We start from the raw sequence: 16,056 nt of genomic DNA on the forward strand, positions 1-16,056 counted from the left end.
TGCGAATTTCATACTGAGTTGCAATCGAATTTTAGAGTAGGGATTTGGAATATTGATTCTGAAAAACTTCTCTGTTGATTTTGTTGAAATCAACTAAATAAAATTCAAAACTATAGGGGCATCTAGCCCCTTTTTTATTATTTGACTCTATGACAAATATTAGCGATCGCTAACACTGCTCTGATGTTTCGTGTAATGATGATCACTAGCTATATCTGGACGACAAAGCACGCCGGAAATTACTGGGAGGATGAAATAAATGTGTAGTAGAGAATACAAGGCACGTAAAACATTTAATAAGTCCTCCGATAAACCAGCGTCAAATCCGTTGGAATTACGCCCCTTTGTCGTCCAGCCCCGACCACAAACACCAGAGTTACAGGCTCAGGAAGAGAAATTAGCACATTCTGATAGTTTGTTGAGGAATATATCAACTTTTCGTCCAGGCTATGAACCACCGCCACCACCACGTATTCAGACTCAGTTAACAATTGGTGAGCCAGGGGATAAATATGAGCAAGAAGCAGATCGGGTAGCAGCAGACGTAGTGCAAAGAATTAATGCACCTCAAATGTCTCCGGTTCAGCGATCGCAAGTCACAGAAGATGAAGACAAACTGCAAACAAAACCACTGGTGCAGCGTATGTCGAATGTAGGTAGTATGGCTGCACCACCCGATTTAGAATCATCAATCCAAGGTTTAAGGGGTAGTGGACAGCCACTAACAGACAGTATCCGAGAACCAATGGAACAGGCATTTGGGGCTAATTTCAGTGGGGTGAAAATCCACACGGATTCTCAATCTGACCAATTGAATCAATCAATTCAGGCAAAAGCTTTTACCACAGGGCAGGATATCTTTTTTCGGCAAGGCGCATACAACCCTGGTAGCAGTGGAGGACAAGAGTTAATTGCCCATGAGTTAACTCACGTTGTGCAACAGAATGGAGGTGCAGTACAGAGATCACCGCAACCCTCACAGCAAAACGCCTCAATGTCGTTTACAGCCAACCCTGAACACTCCATTCAACGTCACCCCGTACACTGGGAAAGGTCTCAAGACGTACAGAACTTCCTCGGTGTCAACCCTGGTTGGGCATTTTTCGGTAAGACAAAACTAGGAAGATGTCAAAAAGCGATCCGTGAGTATCAAAGTCTCCCAGAAGATGGATTTGATGCCAGAAAACAAAAATTGACTGCGATCGAAAAAGAACTGGTGGCATGGCAGACGAAGTATGGAGTTACCAAAAAAGATAGTGAAGCAGCACGGCTAATTCCGGTCATACAGAAGATGGTCAACTATGAGAGAGAAGAAATCGATTTATCAGAACAAAGAGCATCTGGAAAAATAGACCCAGATAAACCATCTTCATGGCGACAGGCGCGAGAATTTCCCACTAACGCTGAATACGAGATTACATTTAGAGCTTTAATGAAGTTAAATCTCGGAAAAACAGGGATAGATGTTCCTAGATTGGGAGAGATGGATGCACAGGATAAAAAGAGTTTTCAACAGGCAACACCAGACGCTGTATGTAATTACGCAAATACCGGTGCAAATATATCTGCTAGCCGCAGTTTTCGATTTACAAATCAGATAGCAGCTAAGTCTTCATCAAAAGGCAAATCTAATTTGATAGTGGTGCAAGTTATACGTCCCGGATATGGAATCGATGTAGAGCAGAATGCTTACAATGAAGAGGAGCAACTAGGTATTGATAGTGGCATCACAAAAAAAGATAAGCAGAAAGCCAGAGAGGCTAAAGAGATAGCAACGCTGAAAAATCCGCCAGAACTGATTCTTGGCTGGGTAGAATTTCCGACAGATGTCATAAATGAGGCGGGTAGTCTAGAAGAGGCAGTGCGAAATAACTTGATCAAATTCGTATTGAACCCTGCCTATGGCAAGGGGGAACTGGGGGAAGACTTACCAGACCTCCGTGAGATGAGAAACTTTGATGAATTGTCACTTTTGTTGACAACATACCCACGAACCTGATTCGCTAAATGCAACTTTATGAGCGATCGCCCTTCCCGTCAGCCTGCTAAATTAAAATCATCCCGCAGCCTTCAGGAGCTATGAACGCCACAACTACCCAAACACTAAGCTTAGAAGAGTTTCTCAAGCTCCCAGAAACAAAACCAGCTAGTGAATATATCAATGGTGAAATTTTTCAAAAACCTATGCCAAAAGGCAAGCATAGCCGTTTACAAATCAAGTTCTGCACTAATATTAATGATGTAGCAGAAAACCAAAAGATTGCTTATGCGTTTCCAGAATTGCGATGTAGCTTTGGTATTCGCTCGATAGTTCCTGATGTAGCTGTATTTCGGTGGTCACGCATTCCATTTGATCCTAACGGAGAACCTGCCAACAATTTTTTACTATTTCCCGACTGGACAATTGAAATCCTTTCTCCTGAACAGAGTTCTAACCGAGTCATCGGTAATATTCTTTACTGTTTACAGCATGGTAGCCAACTAGGTTGGTTAGTAGATCCAGAGGATCGCTCAATTGTGGTTTTCCGTCCTGATCAACAACCTGAACTTTTACAAGCAGAAGATTCCTTACCTGTTCTACCAGACATCCCACTGATGCTAACTGTTAATCAAGTTTTTGCATGGATGAAAATGGGTAGTTGAAGCTAACTACTGAATTATGCAGCTAAGAGAGCGATCGCTTCTTTATATAAAAAATCATATCAATGGAGGCGATCGCTATTTGTGCATCTGTGTTTTATCTCTTAGGGCGATCGCCTGGGGGTTGGGGTGGAACACCCAAAGCCTCAATTAACTTTTCTTCACTCACACCCAATTTAGCGGCTGCACCTTTGAAATCAGGACGGGGAGGTGGGCCTGATGGTCGTTCAGAGGGTGGATTTTCGGGGACTCCCAAAGCTTGTTTTAATTGAGTTTCACTGACTCCTAATTTTTGGGCTGCTGCGGCAAAATTGGGAGGCTGGCGATCGCCTGGGGGTTGGGGCGGAACACCCAAGGCCTCAATTAACTTTTCTTCACTCACACCCAATTTAGCGGCTGCACCTTTGAAATCAGGACGGGGAGGAGGGCCGGATGGTCGTTCAGAGGGCGGATTCTCTGGGACTCCCAAAGCTTGTTTTAATTCGGCTTCACTCACCCCTAGCTTTTGCGCCGCCGCCGCAAAATCAGGTCTAGGTGGTCTTTGTTGTTGATTCGGTGCTGGCGAATTTTGGGCTACTGTTGTAGATTGATTAGCGATCGCTGTATTAATAGCGATTAAACCAAAAGTCCCAATAGCTAACGGTAAAGTAGCAGTAATGAAAAGCCGCTTAATACGCATAAAACCCTTCCCTGAAGATAAATTTCGTGTGGTCTATGCTTCGATTAAGCCAACTCAAAATTACAGTTTTATATTCTCTTAAATTACAGTTTTGTCATCATCCAAGAGTGCCAATTAATTCACCATAGAAGAGAATAGAAATATTTATACTAATCCGACTTGATTAGTGAAATTACTTACGTGGGTAGGAAAAGGGGAACAGCTAACAAAGGTATACCTAGCTTCGCAGAAATTAAATATGATTCCTAATATTCAGCATTTTCAACCATTCCCCAGTCCCCAGTCCCCATTCCCTTAATGTTATGCACATTCTCTTTGTCGAAGATGAACTAAAAATTGCTAGCTTTGTGCAAGCGGGTTTAAAAGAGCAAGGATTTACCGTTGACTACTGCGATAACGGTGATGAGGGATATCTGCGCGCAATAGAACAAGAATATGATGCCATTGTCTTAGACATCATGCTGCCAGGGAAAGACGGGTTAGCAATTTTGAAAAGTTTACGACAAAGAAAAAAGAATACCCCAGTCATTTTATTAACGGCGCGCAATGAACTAGACGATCGCCTCGCCGGATTGAATTTAGGCGCAGATGACTATATAGCCAAACCCTTTTTTGTAGAGGAATTAGTGGCGCGTCTTCATGCTGTGGTTCGTCGGAGTAGCGGCGATCGCCAAAATCTACTTTCAGTCGGTGGATTACAGCTAGATAGAATTTCCAGAGAAGTTAAATGCAATGGGGAGATAGTAGAACTAACTAGCCGTGAGTTTAACCTTTTAGAATATTTGATGCGATCGCCAGGAAGAGTTTTTACCCGCACACAGATTTTAGAACACGTTTGGGGTTACGACTTCAACCCCAATACCAATATTGTTGATGTTTGTATTCAAAGAATTCGCAAAAAAGTTGAAATCGTAGGCGGTTGGGGTCTAATTGAAAGCGTGCGCGGCGTAGGATACAGGTTTAAGAATTAGTCAATAGTCATTAGTCAATAGTCATTAGTCAATAGTCATTAGTTTTTGCTACCTTGTCTACCTTGTCCCCAATACTTCGACAAGCTCAGTACAAGTCCCCAATCCCCAATCCCCAATCCCATGTCCCAATTTCGACTCCGCGTTGCTTTGTTGTCTGCGGCTTTAGCTGGTGGTGCTTTAGTTGGTTTTGGATTTGTGTCTTGGTGGTTAATTTATGATGCTAAACTCAACCGCCTAAATGCTCAATTAGAAGCTCAATTGATGAGACCACCTATAAAAGATTTTTGGCGTTTTCCTAGACCTGAATTAGCAAAAGAATTAGATATCAAGGGGGAAATGTCGAATTCTTTGTTAGTTACAAATAACAGTGGTCAAATTATCTATAAATCTACTACATGGCCAGATGAATTGAATTTAAAGGGTTTGTTACGTCAATATCCACCGCTATCACCATCAGCAAAAGTTCCACCGAAAATTCCCCCAGATGTTCAGGGTTTTTTAGGTGAATATCCACCACCCCCTCCCCCACGTTTACCGCCTTTACGTCCACGATTATTAACGCAGCAGACAAAAACGGGGACTTGGCGTATTGGTGTGATGAGTTTTCCTGAATATCAGGTGGCGATCGCTGTTAGTTTACAAACAATTGATCGGGAAATGAATCTCATCCGTGATGTATTTTTAATTGCGATACCTATCTTACTGTTTTTGGTGTCTGGTGGCGCGTGGATACTATCAGGAAATGCTTTAAATCCGATTCGTCAATTAGTTGTTGCTATTCGTCAAGTTACAGCTACAGGATTAGATCAAAGAATTCCTATCGGTGCTACAGATGTGGAATTTATGGAACTGATTCAGGTGTTTAACCAAATGTTGGAACGTCTGGAACATAGTTTTAAACAAGCATCCCGCTTTAGTGGCGATGCAGCACATGAACTTAAAACACCATTAGCAATTCTCCAAGGAGAACTAGAACGCAGTCTACAACAGGCTGAACCAGGTTCAGAAATGCAGCAAAGTTTGGGTAATTTGCTAGATGAAGTCCGCCGATTGAGTGGGATTGTCCGCAAACTGTTGTTACTGTCTTTAGCTGACGCAGGACAAATGAGTTTACATCGTGTAGGAGTAGATATTTCCCAGATGTTAGTCCAAATGTTGGAGGACATCGAACTTTTAGCACCCCATCTGCAAGTCGAGATCAAACTTACACCTGGATTGCGGGTTGATGGCGATCGCGATTTGCTCAACCAAGTTTTACACAACCTCTTGAGTAACGCTATCAAGTACAATCTCCCAGAGGGTTGGATACAAATTGAGGCTCGACAACGAGGAAAAATCGTCTGCATCACTATCAGCAACGCTTCTCAAGATATCCCATCTGGCGATCGCGATCGTCTCTTTGAGCGATTCTATCGCGGCGATCTCTCCAGAAATCGAAAAGTTGACGGTACAGGATTGGGACTTAGCCTAGCTAGAGAAATTACCATCGCACACGGTGGGGAACTTTATCTAGAACCTACTGTGTTAGGTCAAACTGCTTTCACCTTACGCTTACCCACTCATTAAACCATTAATATCTAGCCTCGAAACTTGGTAAAGCACCCAGAAATCTAACTAATACTGAAAACTGGCAAGAAAACTGATCAAATCAGCCTTATTTACTATTAAATTTTGCTTTTTTATGGGGTTTAGGGGCGAAAATACTCCAAATTTATCGATGCTGTCTTCTGCACCCTCACAACCTACATACCCCTTTACCCATCACTCTCGACATACACCTTAAATCGCTGCTTCTTCACGCTGACAATCAAAAACCACCATAAAAGAAGCATTAGGAACTACTTGGCATAGATGCTGCATATAACCATCAGCATCGGAACGACTGCGAAAACGGGCAACAATCTCACGCTTGGCATCGGGAAGTAAACGTGCGATCGCCCAGGAATTAAGGCGTTGTTTATAGCCTTTGGACTGAGTTTCAGAGATGGTTGCTTTGTATTCAGAATTTTGTGGCATGATTATCTTAACCGTATTAAGTTTCAGTAAAGGTGATGGTGAATATCTTGAAGATATTCACTACTCCTTTTTTATATTTCTGCCACCTTGTTATTCGATTATTTATAAATTGTCAACACCGAGTGATATATTTGAGACTAAAGCAAGAGTTAAATCATCATTTAGTCTGAACTAGCAATTATTTACTTATAAAGGCTTAAGTATTCAATTTATAACTTAAGCAAAAATTTAAGTAAATAAATATCTCCACTTTGGTAATAAATTTATCTAAATAAAATAACACTAGTGTTTAATTAGACTGATTTTGTAATTAGATTACATAGCAGACAATTGGGAGCAAGATAAAAGTTTGCTTCTTCCACAATGAAGAAAAATCACAATTTTCTGCACAGTTGACACAAAACTCTAGCTTGAGCAATCCAAAAATTATTTACGAAATCTAACATTTTGACTGCTTTTTGAGCATATTACTTCATAAAACGTGATTAACTCAATCCAGCTTAAATATTTAAAATTTTACTAAAAATATCGAATCGGTTGACCAATAGTTGTAGGTTAGTTAAAATCTTGGCAACAAATTATACTTTCAAAACATAAAATGGCATTAGTAACGTCAATAATTCAAAAAATTGCGCCCCAAATTGGTGCGGTAGTCGTTATAGATCCGGAGTATCAATTAGTAGGTCATATTACTTTTAAAAACGGACATAAAGCATTTTTCAGCACTACAAAATTAAATATTAATGGTTTTGGATCAGCCGAAATAGCAAAGGACAAAGGCTATTCAAACTTTTTTCTCAAACATTTTGGGTATAAAGTGACCGAAGGCAAAACATTTTTTAGTCATAAATTCTGCGAGAAAATCGGTAACGATAGAAATATTGATGTCGGGTTTGAATATGCCAAAAGCTTAGGATTTCCTGTAATTGTTAAACCTATTAATCTTAGTCAAGGAAAGTTAGTTACTAAAGTTCATAATAAAACCGAGTATTATCAAGTAGCAAAAAAAATATTGCGAATTAATACAGGATTAATTGTAGAGAGATTTTATCTTGGCAAAGACTACAGAATTGTGGTTATCGATAATGAAGTAATGGCAGCTTACCAAAGAATGCCTTTATCAGTGATTGGTGATGGAAAATCGACAATTTTAGAGTTGTTAGTGCAGAAAAAAGAGAACTTTCTTCAGAGTGGGAGAAAAAAGATTATAGACACTGATGATTTCCGCATTAAACAGAAGCTCAAGAAGCAAAATCTCAATTTAAATAGCATTATTCCCAATGGTAAGGTAATCTATCTTTTAGACAATGCTAATTTATCTAGCGGTGGAGAAGCTGTTGATGTCACCGAAAGCATCCATCCAGACTTTCAAAAATTAGCGTTAAATGTCGCCAAGGATATGGGGTTAAGGTTAATCGGTTTAGATATTATCACCCACGACATAACCAGACCAATGGTAGATTATGTGATCATCGAAGTGAATGGTTCACCTAGCTTAACTCACTATGCTGCTATTGGAGATGTCCAAACTCAAAGAGTTGAACGTCTATACTTAAAAATTCTGCAAGCCTTAGAAAGAGATTACAACAACCAAAATTAAGTAACAAATCACAACTCATACCATTTCACATCAATCAAGACACACAGAGATTTTTTCAAGTCATTTAAAATTCTCACCTTATATGTGTCTCATAACTTAAGTGAAATGGTATCACTGATGATAACTAAAGATAAATTTCAACCATAAATTGAAAATAGCCATCATAGTGATCATACTTAATTTATAAAAGTCTTTTTAACTTTTCCTCTGTGTGGTTTCTGTCTTCTCTAGAGAGAATACTATAAATATTATGGTACACACCCAAAACTGACTCGAAACTATCAAATGCGTAGAATCGTAATTCGACCACAATCGACACCCATAAACAAGGTATTTCCGGCTTTTATGAAATGGTTATTAACGGCTAAGTGGTACTACATTTACTACGCACTCGCAATATTTAATATACTAACTGTTTTTAGTAGCTTATATCTTAATCATCAGATTATGAGTAGTTATTCAAATTCAGTTGAAGTCAATCGTTATTGGGCTGAAAGCATACAAATATATTCAGAAACCAATCAATTGTTAGCAGCAATTAACGCTCCGGGAAATAACGTTTTTGAATCTCTGGATGTTGAGTCTGAGAAGAAAAATTTAAGTTCAGCCCAAGCTGCTTTTGATAAACTGCTCACATTCATTCGAGCCGAACTCAAAACTCAAGTACCTCCAGATAAATTACAAATATTACTGAAAAGTTTAGATGAGTTGGAAATCGTCAAAATAGAAATGGTAGCTGAGATGAAACTTATTTTTTTTCATCTCCAAAACCAAAAACCAGAGCTAGCTGCTAAACACATGGCAAAAATGGATCAAAAATATCAGCAAGGTAATAAAATAATAGCTAGATTCCGCAGAGATGTTAGCCAAATTCAGCAGCAGATTTTAGAGCAGCAAAAAGTCAAGGCTAAAATATTCCTTGTCTATGAGATTGCGATCGCTATAGCAATGCTGCTCATGGTATTTAGTGTGACTTACTACGGACATCATTTGGCTATAAAAATGAAGTTAGATGATCAAGCCAAAGAAAAATCAATCAAAGATTTGCAAGCAGCAAAATCCTTGTTAAAGGAGCAGAAACATCAGTTACAAGTAACCTTAGACCATCTCCAAAACACGCAGTTGCAACTAATTCAAAGTGAAAAGATGTCGAGTTTAGGTCAACTTGTATCTGGTATTGCCCATGAAGTCAATAATCCTGTTAATTTTATCCACGCTAACTTACCATATATTCGAGATTATTCCTCGAATCTTCTGACTTTAGTGCGCCTTTATCAAGAGTTCTATCCTCATGCTGTAGAAGAAATTCAAGCTCATCAAAATAATATTGATCTAGAGTTTTTGTCTGAGGATCTAATGAGTATCATGAATTCTATGCAACTTGGGACAGAACGCATTCGTCAGATAGTATTATCGCTGCGTAATTTCTCACGCATAGACGAAGCAGAATATAAAGCTGTGGATATTCATGAAGGCCTTGAGAATACGCTACTAATTTTGCAACATCGTTTACAAGCTACTAATACCCGTCCAGAAATTACCGTACACAAAAATTATATGAATCTGCCACCAGTGGAATGCTACGCTGGGCAGATTAATCAGGTATTTTTGAATATTCTAATTAATGCTATTGATGCTATAGAGGAATTACATAAACAGCAAGGTTGTCAGGTGATGCCACAGGAGCCATATCATATTTATATTTCTACATCACTTGTTGATTCAGATTGGTTGAATATCATGATTGCTGATAATGGAATTGGCATTCCTGAATCTATTCAACAACGTATTTTTGATCCATTTTTTACTACTAAACCTGTAGGTGCAGGGACAGGTATGGGTCTTTCTATTAGCTATCAAATTATTACTGAACAACATGGTGGCAAGTTAGACTGTTTTTCTCTACCAGATCAGGGAACAAAGTTTGTAATTCAGATTCCCATGAAGGAAACAGCTATTGCATATGTCTAACTAATATAGGAATCCGCTTTGATTCCTGAAATCATTTGCGTAGGAAGGGAACAGGGAACAGAGAGAAGTCTGAGCGGAGGTTTCCTCCGATCAGAACTTCGGAGGAACAGGGAACAGGTAAGAAGGAACAAAAGTGTACGGAGTTTTTTTCAGAAATCAAATATGAGTCTTATACCAATTAGCCAAAATCAAGAAACAGATGCAAGGGGAAGGAAGCTACGCGGTAGCGTCTCGCAGAGAAGCGGGACATTAGTCCATTGCGAATTGCGAATTGCGAATTGCGAATTGCGAATTGGTATAACTCCAATTGTGATTGAAAAGAAATCTGGTCTCAGTTCAAGACCAGTTCTTTGAGTTGATTTTGTACAGGTTACAGGTTAACTTATACCTCATCCAATTTGAATAATGATTGCGACAAAGAGATTGCTTAACTATTCAAGCAATCCAAAATCCAGCTATTACAGCCTTTGCAGTAGACTTAATCCGTGGGTATCTGTACCACAGGTATTGAACAGGTGATATTGTTCAGCTAGTTGCTGTACCTGCTGCGATTCTGTAGCACTGGGTTTCCAGGGGTTAGGGTTGTTGTAAGCATAGAATGCTTCGACACCATCAATCCCGTATTCTACGGCTGCGGGAATTAGCTCCAAATGCGATCGCTTATAACGTGCAGGATGCGCTAACACAGCTAATCCTCCAGCCGCATGAATCGCAGCAATCACGTTACCAGCGTCATATTCTTTTCCTGTCGTTACCCTTTTTTGTAAATAAGGTCTCATACTCAAGTGTTCTGGTTGAAAACCATAGGCTAAAATATGAACGTCCACATTTAATAAATTAGCGTTAACTTCTACACCACTCCACAAGTAGGGAGTAAATGCGCCAGGATTATTCCACTTCCAGTCTTCTAGCCAACTTTGGGCTGCTTCATAGCCACCGATAGTATGATGATCTGTAATCGCTAAACCTTTCAAACCAATTGCGATCGCTTGTTCCATCAACACATTTGGCTGCAATTTCCCGTCTGAGTGGACGGTGTGCATATGAAAATTAAATAATCTTGGACAACTTTGGGCATCTATATTCTGGAACACTTCTTCTAAGAGTTCACAATTCACAGATGTCCGAGTAAAATTTACAACCATAACCCCCTCTGAATAAAAATACGTGATTCCTTCACACCAACACGCCAAATCCAGAAACGAGTACCTTGCAGCACTTGTCACTAGTGCTGAAAGCTATTTTCTCCGTTTTATCAGTCAGATTTTTTCAATATGTTAAGACTACGTTAGCAAATCTAAATGCTAACGGTCATGAGTATATTCAATTGCCATCATAAGTAGTAGTAACAAATGTTTGTTTCTCTGGTTTTACTTACTGAAACGATAACTGACGTAATTCTTACTGTGTAAGTATCACAGTAGGAGCGTCCTGCTCTAACATTGAGTATTTCAGTTAATTATTGGTATCAAAATTAACTTCCATCACAACCCTACTAACGTTCCTTCACCAGCTATGACTTCACCAATCGCAAAAGCTGAAATATCCTTGGCGGCAAAAAATTCAATTGTCTGTTCTACTTGTTGGGGTGGGATGAGAAGTACAAAACCAACTCCCATATTGAAAGTGTTATACATCGCTTCCGCACTTACAGAGCCAGCCTGAGCCAACCATTGAAAAATCGGGGGAATTGTCCAACTTTTGGGGTTAATTTGCATAGATTGACCTTGAGCCAAACACCTGGGTAAATTTTCTGGTAAACCCCCCCCTGTAATATGTGCCATCCCGTGAATGTCTATACCTGCTTGTCGTGCAGCTAAAACAGGTTTTACATAGATGCGTGTAGGTTCTATAAATGTGGCACCGATAGTTGCACCACCTAACAATTCTGGTGTATCGTCCCAGCTAAAACCACCATCTTGGATAATCTTTCTGACTAAGCTTAAACCATTGCTATGGACACCGGAACTAGCCAGTGCGATCGCCACATCTCCCACTTGCACTTGAGAACCGTTGAGCATTTGGCTTTTTTCCACGATTCCCACACAAAAACCCGCCAAGTCATATTCTCCCACTGAGTAGAAACCAGGCATTTCCGCCGTTTCTCCGCCTAATAAAGCACAACCAGCCAGTTGACACCCTGATGCAATTCCAGCTACTACCTGCGTCAGTTGCTCTTTATCTAACTTACCTGTGGCAACATAATCAAGAAAGAATAAGGGTTCTGCTCCTGATGTCAACACATCATTGACACACATAGCCACTAAATCAATCCCAACAGTATCATGACGGTTGAGAACTTGAGCAATTTTGAGCTTTGTTCCCACGCCATCAGTCCCAGAAACTAGTACAGGTTGTTTGTAACCACCGGGGATTTCAAAACAACCCCCAAAACCACCCAAACCACCAATTACTTCTGGTCTAAAAGTGCTGTGAACTAAATTGCGAATTTGATCAACAAAAGCTCTACCAGCTTCTACATCAACACCTGCGTCCCGATAATCCATAGTCAATAGTCAATAGTCAATGGTCAATAGTCAATGGTCATTAGTCAACAGTCATTAGTCATTAGGGAACAGGGAACAGGGAACAGAATCTTTAATTTTGAATTTTGAATTTTGAATTGATCCGTCCCCAATCCCTAAAATACTTCTTCCTCAATCCCACGCCACCATTCACCTAAATTCATGAGGTCTTGGTGGATGTCTGCTAATTCGTTGGCGTATTCGTCCTCTGAAATCAAGTCTTTGCGTTCTTGGAGTTTTTTGAGCCGCAACTGCACTAATAACCAGGGTTTGGCTATGCTATCGGTGGCTTCCATGTATCTTGCGAGTTCTTGACTGTTCATTTTGTAGAATTTTCCGCTATTTTGTTAATATCAAGGTAATTTTAAGGATTTAGGGCGATGCTGCGTCTGGTTTTTGGCGATCGCTTAAGGTGAATCCTTAACTATATCGCTATACATTACTAATTAGAGAATAAAACAGCCACGATTTAAGTCGTGACTGTTGCTTTATGGAAATTTTTAGTGAAACTGAAAAAATTACTGCAAATTAAGCTTTAGCTAAGTTTTCTGCAACAAAGTCCCAGTTTACCAATTGATCTAAGAAGTTTTTAATAAATGCTGGACGAGCATTTCTAAAATCAATGTAGTAGGCGTGTTCCCAAACATCTATGGTGAGCAGTGCTTTTTTACCATGAGCTAGAGGGTTCTCTGCATTTGGTGTTTTTATTACTTTGAGTGTACCACCATCGTCAACCAACCAAGCCCAGCCACTACCAAATTGAGTTGCAGCAGCATTAGAAAATTCTTCTTTGAATTTGTCGAAGCTACCAAAATCTTGGTTAATTCTAGCAGCTAAGTCACCGGTAGGTGCGCCACCACCTGCGGGTTTTAAGGAATTCCAGAAGAAGGTGTGATTCCAAACTTGCGCGGCGTTGTTGAAAATCCCTGCTTTGGAGGGGTCTTTAAAGGAAATTTGGATGACTTCTTCTAGGGATTTATCAGCTAAGTCTGTACCTTCGGTCAGCTTGTTGAGGTTATCTACATAAGCTTTGTGATGCTTACCATAGTGATACTCAAAGGTTTCAGCTTTCATGCCATATGGCTCTAGAGCATCAAAGGCGTAAGGTAAGGGGGGTTGAGTGAATGCCATTTTATGAAGTCCTCTCTTTACTGTTTTCCAGTTGAAACCTATTGCGGCAGCTTAGGAAATTACAGGTCTTGTGTCTACCGTTTTTATATCCCTAATACTTAGGATATAAAACTTAACATCGTCATTCTACTACCAAAGTGAATATTCGTACCCAATATTTTTTAAATCAACCGAATTAGGCAGAATAGTTATTTATACGGCAATTCTGTTTGATTTTATCAGCATACCGACTTAGAGAGGAACTTGTTACGGCAGAAGGGAAAATCAGGAGAGCAATAAAATGGAATTGTGAAGTGCTACTGATACTCTAGTTAAATTTTGTTTACATCTCAAGTATAAAAATCATCCTTTAGTCAGATGATTTTATAGACAGAAGCTTTAAAATGTTATATACGAAACTTTTTTAAAAGTTAATTAGGGTTGACTCTTCAATTTATGTAAATGTCCACCACCATTTGCTTTCATTCCTCAAATTGCTAGTTTGGGTTTTTCATGGGGAACAGAGAAACGGAACAGGACAGATAGAGGTGTGCTGAATGCTTGAGAAAATCAAACGCAAACCACGCCTCTATTCATAAACATAAAAACAGGGAGTAAGTTTTAAATGCCTTACTCCTGAAAATTTCTGATATGGGGGAAGAGGAAAAAGGTGGAAATTTTTCCTGTAATCTCAAAAATCAACAATTTTTACTGGGAAAAACATTGCTCATAGTAGTTAACAATCTGTTCTGTCACATCTGAGATACTCAGACCATCTGTTGACAGTTCGATCGCGTCTGGGGCTTTTTGCAAGGGGGAAACTTTGCGGGTGCTGTCTTTCCAATCGCGTTCAGCAATGTCTTTTTCTAGTTGTTCTAGACTGACTGTTGGTTGACCTTGTTTTTGGAAATCCTGTAGACGACGACGGGCGCGTTCGCCAACGGAGGCGGTTAAGAAGATTTTGATTTCAGCATCAGGGAAGACATGAGTACCAATGTCTCTACCTTCAGCCACTAACCCGCCTTTTCTTCCCCAAATTTGCTGCTGTTTTACCAAGGCTTCCCGGACAGCACTTTGGGCAGCGATCGCGGATACTTGAGAGGTAACAGCAAGAGAACGAATGGCTTGAGTAACATCATTGCCATCGATCCAAACCCGCACCGGAGATTTTAAATCTGAGCTAGGAGTCAGTTCAATGAGACATTGATTTGCTAACTCGGCGATCGCACACTCATCATCAATGGCAATACCTCGTTCTAGAACTAGCCAAGTCATAGCCCGGTACATAGCACCTGTATCTAGATAAACTAGACCCAAATTTGCTGCCACTTGACGGGCGACTGTGGATTTTCCCGCCCCAGCCGGCCCATCAATAGCGATGATAGGTTGGCGATCGCGCAAAATGATATTATCAATCAATCGTGTAGAACCAAGACGAGCGGCGATCGCTAGCATTCCTTCCTCCGTAATTTGATTTAAAGACATTAATGTATTTGGTTCAACTAATTCAATATATTCCACTGCTACTGTACTGACCTTGGCTAATTCTTGTTGTACTGCGGTTAAGAGCTGATGGCGATCGCGTAGACCTTTTTGAAACGCTACTTGAGCTTGTTGCAAACCACGATACAATGTTGCTGCTTGCTGTTTTTCCTGGGCAGTCAAATACTGGTTACGAGAACTCAAGGCTAAACCAGAAGCTTCCCGCACTATCGGACAAGCAACAATCTCCACTGGCAAATTCAAATCAGTCACCAACTTTTTAATAATAGCTAGCTGCTGACCATCCTTTTGTCCAAAATATGCTCGGTCAGGTTGTACTAAGTTCAAAAGCTTAGTCACAATCGTTGCCACACCCTGAAAGTGACCTGGCCGAGAAAGGCCACACAAGCCAGATATCATAGCAGATGGAGGTATTACTTGTGTTACTGGAGATTCTTGTATATTATTCTGATTAATTCCCATTTCTTCCGGATCTGGTGCAAAAACTGCATCAACTCCAGCTTGCTCACATAATTTGCAGTCTTGCTCTAGAGTCCGAGGATAGCGGGCAAAATCTTCATTCGGGCCAAATTGCAGGGGATTAACAAAAATACTGACAATCACCGTAGAATTTTCTTGTCGCGACCGTGTAATCAAGCTGAAATGGCCTTCATGCAAATTGCCCATAGTTGGGACTAGACCAATGGCTGTGGGATGCCAGTTAATCATTCCCTCTAGGGCTAGATCATCTGATTCTGTCTGCTGATTTATCCAGCGATGTTTATTGAGAAAGCAACGTAAAGCTGCAACTGTCGTCAACAGGCGCACAAAAATACCCCTAGTTCTTCTTTAGCATCTCCTCCGTTAGTTTATCTCTCAAACAGAAGGAAGAAACAGAATCACTAGGGGAATTGGGCATGGGGCATGGAGCATGGGGTATTGGGTATGGGGAATTGAGCATGGGAGTAAAATCTACCTTGTCTGCCTTGTCTACCCAGTCTACCTTCCAGTCCCCAGTCCCCAGCGATGCACTGAGCTTGTCGAAGTGTCCCCAATAACCAA

The 16,056-nt window shown here is 40.3% G+C and carries 14 protein-coding genes; 7 read left to right on the forward strand and 7 right to left on the reverse strand.

From position 1 onward, the window contains the following. The first annotated feature begins 259 nt into the window (after nt 1-259). Together ACQFX9_RS16710 and ACQFX9_RS16715 are read left to right on the forward strand one after the other, a co-directional pair. A complete protein-coding gene (locus ACQFX9_RS16710) occupies nt 260-1,999 on the forward strand; it encodes a DUF4157 domain-containing protein (RefSeq protein WP_427157036.1) in 1,740 nt (579 codons plus the stop codon). 80 nt (nt 2,000-2,079) lie between these two features. After that, the gene (locus ACQFX9_RS16715; RefSeq protein ID WP_427157038.1) at nt 2,080-2,643 is read left to right on the forward strand and encodes a Uma2 family endonuclease; all 564 of its coding nucleotides are present in this window, start codon (nt 2,080-2,082) and stop codon (nt 2,641-2,643) included. Nucleotides 2,644-2,737: 94 nt separating this feature from the next. Here ACQFX9_RS16715 and ACQFX9_RS16720 read toward each other — a convergent pair whose 3' ends face one another. Further along, complete coding sequence (locus ACQFX9_RS16720; protein WP_427157039.1) at nt 2,738-3,319, reverse strand: hypothetical protein; 582 nt, start codon at nt 3,317-3,319, stop codon at nt 2,738-2,740. A 302-nt stretch (nt 3,320-3,621) separates the two neighbouring features. Between ACQFX9_RS16720 and ACQFX9_RS16725 the strand changes: the two genes are divergently transcribed. Together ACQFX9_RS16725 and ACQFX9_RS16730 are read left to right on the forward strand one after the other, a co-directional pair. Next, nucleotides 3,622-4,290: a response regulator transcription factor gene (locus ACQFX9_RS16725; RefSeq protein WP_427157041.1), complete on the forward strand. Its 669-nt coding sequence runs from the start codon at nt 3,622-3,624 to the stop codon at nt 4,288-4,290. Nucleotides 4,291-4,410: 120 nt separating this feature from the next. Next, a complete protein-coding gene (locus tag ACQFX9_RS16730; RefSeq protein WP_427157043.1) occupies nt 4,411-5,856 on the forward strand; it encodes an ATP-binding protein in 1,446 nt (481 codons plus the stop codon). A gap of 213 nt (nt 5,857-6,069) precedes the next feature. On the opposite strand, the gene ACQFX9_RS16735 is transcribed toward ACQFX9_RS16730, so the two are convergent. Beyond that, entirely contained in the window at nt 6,070-6,306 is a 237-nt protein-coding gene (locus tag ACQFX9_RS16735) for a hypothetical protein (protein WP_427157044.1), read from the reverse strand. Nucleotides 6,307-6,904: 598 nt separating this feature from the next. Here ACQFX9_RS16735 and ACQFX9_RS16740 point away from each other — a divergent pair. Next, nucleotides 6,905-7,906, forward strand: coding sequence for a cyanophycin synthetase (locus tag ACQFX9_RS16740; protein ID WP_427157046.1), 1,002 nt, complete (start codon nt 6,905-6,907; stop codon nt 7,904-7,906). A 447-nt stretch (nt 7,907-8,353) separates the two neighbouring features. Further along, complete coding sequence (locus ACQFX9_RS16745; protein WP_427157047.1) at nt 8,354-9,877, forward strand: sensor histidine kinase; 1,524 nt, start codon at nt 8,354-8,356, stop codon at nt 9,875-9,877. Between the two features lie 458 nt (nt 9,878-10,335). On the opposite strand, the gene ACQFX9_RS16750 is transcribed toward ACQFX9_RS16745, so the two are convergent. From ACQFX9_RS16750 to ACQFX9_RS16770, 5 genes are all read right to left on the reverse strand, one after another. After that, nucleotides 10,336-11,022 carry a PHP domain-containing protein gene (locus tag ACQFX9_RS16750; protein WP_427157049.1) on the reverse strand — a complete coding sequence of 229 codons (687 nt, stop codon included), beginning with the start codon at nt 11,020-11,022 and terminating at the stop codon, nt 10,336-10,338. Between the two features lie 339 nt (nt 11,023-11,361). Next, entirely contained in the window at nt 11,362-12,384 is a 1,023-nt protein-coding gene (purM, locus tag ACQFX9_RS16755) for a phosphoribosylformylglycinamidine cyclo-ligase (RefSeq protein ID WP_427162918.1), read from the reverse strand. Between the two features lie 134 nt (nt 12,385-12,518). Next, nucleotides 12,519-12,725: a hypothetical protein gene (locus ACQFX9_RS16760; protein WP_103137022.1), complete on the reverse strand. Its 207-nt coding sequence runs from the start codon at nt 12,723-12,725 to the stop codon at nt 12,519-12,521. A gap of 205 nt (nt 12,726-12,930) precedes the next feature. Next, a complete protein-coding gene (locus ACQFX9_RS16765; RefSeq protein WP_427157051.1) occupies nt 12,931-13,533 on the reverse strand; it encodes a superoxide dismutase in 603 nt (200 codons plus the stop codon). A gap of 687 nt (nt 13,534-14,220) precedes the next feature. Continuing rightward, nucleotides 14,221-15,822, reverse strand: coding sequence for a bifunctional pantoate--beta-alanine ligase/(d)CMP kinase (locus ACQFX9_RS16770; protein WP_427157053.1), 1,602 nt, complete (start codon nt 15,820-15,822; stop codon nt 14,221-14,223). A gap of 89 nt (nt 15,823-15,911) precedes the next feature. Here ACQFX9_RS16770 and ACQFX9_RS16775 point away from each other — a divergent pair, with 89 nt between their 5' ends. Next, on the forward strand, nt 15,912-16,052 hold the full coding sequence (locus tag ACQFX9_RS16775) for a hypothetical protein (RefSeq protein ID WP_427157054.1): 141 nt from the start codon (nt 15,912-15,914) through the stop codon (nt 16,050-16,052). The last annotated feature ends 4 nt before the right edge of the window (nt 16,053-16,056 follow it).

The organism is Aliinostoc sp. HNIBRCY26, from assembly GCF_050235535.1.
Classification (GTDB): Bacteria; Cyanobacteriota; Cyanobacteriia; order Cyanobacteriales; family Nostocaceae; genus Trichormus.

What these genes read in the sequence shown, in the direction of transcription:
- ACQFX9_RS16710 (WP_427157036.1), top strand. Translation starts at nt 260, where the DNA reads ATGTGTAGTAGAGAATACAAGGCACGTAAAACATTTAATAAGTCCTCC.
- ACQFX9_RS16715 (WP_427157038.1), top strand. Translation starts at nt 2,080, where the DNA reads ATGAACGCCACAACTACCCAAACACTAAGCTTAGAAGAGTTTCTCAAG.
- ACQFX9_RS16720 (WP_427157039.1), bottom strand. Translation starts at nt 3,319, where the DNA reads ATGCGTATTAAGCGGCTTTTCATTACTGCTACTTTACCGTTAGCTATT.
- ACQFX9_RS16725 (WP_427157041.1), top strand. Translation starts at nt 3,622, where the DNA reads ATGCACATTCTCTTTGTCGAAGATGAACTAAAAATTGCTAGCTTTGTG.
- ACQFX9_RS16730 (WP_427157043.1), top strand. Translation starts at nt 4,411, where the DNA reads ATGTCCCAATTTCGACTCCGCGTTGCTTTGTTGTCTGCGGCTTTAGCT.
- ACQFX9_RS16735 (WP_427157044.1), bottom strand. Translation starts at nt 6,306, where the DNA reads ATGCCACAAAATTCTGAATACAAAGCAACCATCTCTGAAACTCAGTCC.
- ACQFX9_RS16740 (WP_427157046.1), top strand. Translation starts at nt 6,905, where the DNA reads ATGGCATTAGTAACGTCAATAATTCAAAAAATTGCGCCCCAAATTGGT.
- ACQFX9_RS16745 (WP_427157047.1), top strand. Translation starts at nt 8,354, where the DNA reads ATGAGTAGTTATTCAAATTCAGTTGAAGTCAATCGTTATTGGGCTGAA.
- ACQFX9_RS16750 (WP_427157049.1), bottom strand. Translation starts at nt 11,022, where the DNA reads ATGGTTGTAAATTTTACTCGGACATCTGTGAATTGTGAACTCTTAGAA.
- purM (WP_427162918.1), bottom strand. Translation starts at nt 12,384, where the DNA reads ATGGATTATCGGGACGCAGGTGTTGATGTAGAAGCTGGTAGAGCTTTT.
- ACQFX9_RS16760 (WP_103137022.1), bottom strand. Translation starts at nt 12,725, where the DNA reads ATGAACAGTCAAGAACTCGCAAGATACATGGAAGCCACCGATAGCATA.
- ACQFX9_RS16765 (WP_427157051.1), bottom strand. Translation starts at nt 13,533, where the DNA reads ATGGCATTCACTCAACCCCCCTTACCTTACGCCTTTGATGCTCTAGAG.
- ACQFX9_RS16775 (WP_427157054.1), top strand. Translation starts at nt 15,912, where the DNA reads ATGGGGCATGGAGCATGGGGTATTGGGTATGGGGAATTGAGCATGGGA.